At 59.9% G+C, this 3,295-nt stretch carries 6 protein-coding genes; all 6 read right to left on the bottom strand.

Annotated features, from left to right (window positions below; translation table 11 throughout):
* A partial coding sequence (locus tag QVO43_RS02210; RefSeq protein ID WP_288174346.1) for a cytochrome c biogenesis CcdA family protein occupies positions 1-450 on the bottom strand: 450 nt, incomplete at its 3' end.
* On the bottom strand, positions 450-977 hold the full coding sequence (locus QVO43_RS02205) for a TlpA family protein disulfide reductase (RefSeq protein WP_022486976.1): 528 nt from the start codon (positions 975-977) through the stop codon (positions 450-452). The genes QVO43_RS02205 and QVO43_RS02210, both read right to left, overlap by 1 nt.
* A gap of 101 nt (positions 978-1,078) precedes the next feature.
* Positions 1,079-1,450, bottom strand: a complete 372-nt coding sequence (locus QVO43_RS02200) for a NifB/NifX family molybdenum-iron cluster-binding protein (protein WP_022486975.1) — start codon at positions 1,448-1,450, stop codon at positions 1,079-1,081.
* A gap of 133 nt (positions 1,451-1,583) precedes the next feature.
* Positions 1,584-2,336, bottom strand: coding sequence for an energy-coupling factor ABC transporter ATP-binding protein (locus QVO43_RS02195; protein WP_022486974.1), 753 nt, complete (start codon positions 2,334-2,336; stop codon positions 1,584-1,586).
* Between the two features lie 46 nt (positions 2,337-2,382).
* Positions 2,383-3,153: an energy-coupling factor transporter transmembrane component T family protein gene (locus tag QVO43_RS02190; protein ID WP_022486973.1), complete on the bottom strand. Its 771-nt coding sequence runs from the start codon at positions 3,151-3,153 to the stop codon at positions 2,383-2,385.
* The gene (locus QVO43_RS02185) at positions 3,150-3,254 is read right to left on the bottom strand and encodes a hypothetical protein (RefSeq protein WP_288174349.1); all 105 of its coding nucleotides are present in this window, start codon (positions 3,252-3,254) and stop codon (positions 3,150-3,152) included. Before QVO43_RS02185 ends, QVO43_RS02190 begins: the two co-directional genes overlap by 4 nt.
* Positions 3,255-3,295 lie beyond the last annotated feature (41 nt).

The raw sequence follows: 3,295 nt of genomic DNA, 5'->3' as shown, positions 1-3,295 counted from the left end.
TGCCATCAGGATGGCGGTGAGGATGGGGCCGGTACAGGGGGTCCACCCCAGGGTAAAGGAACCTCCCAGCAGGAAGGAACCCAATACCCCCTGTTTTTTCTGCTGGAGGAAAGGACGCCGGTCCTTCAGCAGGAACAGCGGCGTCCATAAACCGCTCATAAAGAGTCCCAGAAGGATCAGGATCACCCCGGCCGCTTTTTCCAGTACTTTCCAATTGTCCAGCACCAGCTGCCCCAAAACCGTCGCCGTGGCCCCCATGGCCAGGAACACCGCCGTGAATCCGGCCAGGAAGGCCAGGGTATTGGCCAGGAGCCGTCCCTTCCCCTGTGCCTCTCCCATGCCGGAACCGGTGAGCAGCAGCAGGAAAGTGGGCAGCAGGGGCAGGACGCAGGGGGAGATGAAGGAAAGGAAGCCGGCCCCGAAGGCCGCTCCCAGGGTAAGGGAGCCCATTACAGCTTCCCTTTCAGCACGTCTTCCAGCTGCTGGGCGGTGGCCACCCCTTCATGGCGCTGGAGGATATTGCCCTTTTCATCCAGGATCACCGTGGTGGGGATCACCCGGACCTTGTACAGGGTGGCGGCTTTCCCGTCCCGGTCCAGGAGCACCGGCATGGTGTATCCGTTGTTCTTCAGGAAATCCTGGACCTGGGCGCCTTCTTCCTGGAGGTTGACAGCGTAGAACCGGACTTTCTCCTTGTGCTTCCGGGCAAAGGTGTTCATTTCCGGCATTTCGCTCCGACAGGGAGGACACCAGGTGGCCCAGAAATTGATTACATAGACGTTCCCGTCACCGGGCTGGACGGAATGGGAAGTCCCGGCTGTATCCTTCAGGGTGAATCCCGGTGCCTGGGCTTTTTGGGCGGAAGCCTGGGAAGAAGCCGGGGCATTGCTCTGGGAACTGCCGGAAAAGCCTCCGCACCCGGATGCCAGCAGGACGGCCGCCGTCAAAAGAGCAGAAACGATCATCTTTGTCTTCATAATGGTCCTCCTGTAGAATAAATTGTAATCAGGAATTTTTCTTTATAATACCATAAGGGACCTGCTGCACGCAACAGGTCCCTTAGAAGCAGGATCATCCATCAATGATGACATTCTCCATGATGATGTTCCCCATGATGGTCGCACTGGATGTCTTCCTGGTATTGGAGTTTGTCCGCCAGGAAATCTTCTACCGCCTGATCCGCCTGGCCGCTGCAGCCACCGTAAAAGGCGATTCCGGCCTTTTTCAGCCCTTCCTGGGCTCCTCCGCCGATGCCACCGCAGATCACGGCTTCTGCTCCAAGCTGCCGGAGCACCCCAACCAGCGCTCCATGGCCCTGTCCCTGAGTGCTGCAGACTTCCGCCTTCTGCACTTTTCCGTCAACCAGGTCATAGACCTTGAAATATTCAGTCCGGCCAAAATGCTGGAAAATCTCGCCGTTTTTCGGATCATAGGTTACTGCAAGTTTCATTTAATTCCTCCTGTTTTAGAACAGCCTGTTCAATCAAATCACTCAATTTGGCGGCGGCCCGGCGTGCAGTCCCTATGGGTCCGGTTTGCACATCCCAAGGGACCGCTGCACAGATTGGGCAGCCATCCTTTTTTCAAATTTCCTTCTGCAGACGCAGGGGCAGTTCCAGACCGCAGGCTTCCAGCAGGGACTGATCGGCGAGGATTTCCCTGGCCGGGCCCTCTTTTTGCACCTTTCCCTGGTACAGCAGCACCACCCGGCTGCAGGTATCCCAGATGAAGTCCAGGTCGTGGGAAGCAATCAGCTGGGCACAGGGAAGCTGACCCAGGATCCGGATCAGGTTCCGCCGGTTCCGGGGATCCAGGGCAGCGGAGGGTTCATCCATCAGCAGCAGGTCCGGTTTCTGGGTCAGAAGGCCCGCAATGGCCGTGAGCTTCTTCTGGCCTCCGGACAGCCGGTAAATCTGCCGCCGGGCCATGTCCGCCATCCCCACCTGGGCCAGGACTTCTGCTGTCCGCCGTTCCGCTTCCTCCCGGGGCACGCCCCGGTTCCGCAGAGCAAAGGACACGTCGCTTTCCACCGTTGGCAGGAACAGCTGGCTGTCCGAATCCTGGAACACGTACCCGGTCTTTTCCCGGATGGCCGGAAGATGGTCCCGGTCCAGGGGCAGGCCGCAGACCTCCAGGTTCCCTGCCTGCAAGGGCAGAAGACCCACCAGCAGTTTCAGCAGGGTGGACTTTCCCACCCCATTGCTGCCGATGAGCCCCACCTTTTCCCCTGGTTCCAGAGTAAAGGACAGGTCGTGGAATACCGGGACAGCGGCTTTTTTCGGGCCCGGCAGGGCATACTGGAAGCGGATATGGGACAGTTTGAGGATGGCAGACATGGGCAGGACTCCTTCAGCAGCAGAATGGATGAAATGGCAAGACAAGTTATCCCAGGTTCCGGCACACCAGGCACCAGACCAGGGTCAGGATCACCAGCAGCAGGCTGGCGCAAACAGAACTTTCGGCTCCGGTTTCCGGAAAGCGGCCCTGGAATCCCCGGAGTTCCATACTTTCGTAGACAGTCCGGGCCCGGTCCAGGCTCCGGAGAAACAGCAGTCCCAGTAAACTGCCGCTGATCTTCCAGGGGATCCCTCTGGTCCGGGGTGCCCGGAGAGCATAGGCCTGCTGCATCCGGCGGCCTTCCTGGAGCAGCAGCACCAGGTACCGCCAGGTAAGCAGGGTGGAAATGATCAGTACCTGGGGCAGGGGCAGTTTCTGGAGGGCGCAGGCCAGCCGTTCCAGACTGGTGGTAGCCAGCAGCAGCCAGCCGGACAGCACACAGCCCAGGCCCTTGAGCAAAAGCAGCAGAAAGGCTGCAGCCCCTGCAGAAAGACGGAAAGTCCCCAAGGTAACAGCAGTACCCTGGGCAAAAAACAGGTTCACCGCCCCCACTCCGGCCAAAAGGAGCAGGACCGGCAGACACTGGCGGAGAGCCGGCTTCCAGGGAATCTTCCCCACCTGGTACAGCACCGGCAAAGGCAGGAGCAGCAGACAGGCCCCGGCCAGGTGGTTTGGGCCCAGGCTGGCAAAAGCGGCCAGGTACAGGAACAGGGACCCTATTTTGGCCAGAGGAGCCAGCCGGGTGAGCGGCGTATCCTCTGCCGCCAGGTCATCCAGCAGATGGAGGGTCCCGATGGCCCCGTCCAGGGACTTCATGACTGCCGTCCGGTCAGTTTCCGGCCGGCCAGATGGATCAGCCCCAGCACCAGGACCGTCCCGATGATCCCGGAAAAAGCTGTCCCCCAACCGGCCTCCAGTCCGGGAATCTGGTAATCCGGGAAGAGCGCTGTGACTTCCT

It is taken from the genome of Acidaminococcus sp. CAG:542, from assembly GCF_000437815.1.
In the GTDB taxonomy this organism is placed as follows: domain Bacteria; phylum Bacillota; class Negativicutes; order Acidaminococcales; family Acidaminococcaceae; genus Acidaminococcus.
The sequence above is the reverse complement of the archived record's forward strand: the minus strand, read 5'-3'. Positions and strand labels throughout refer to the sequence as shown.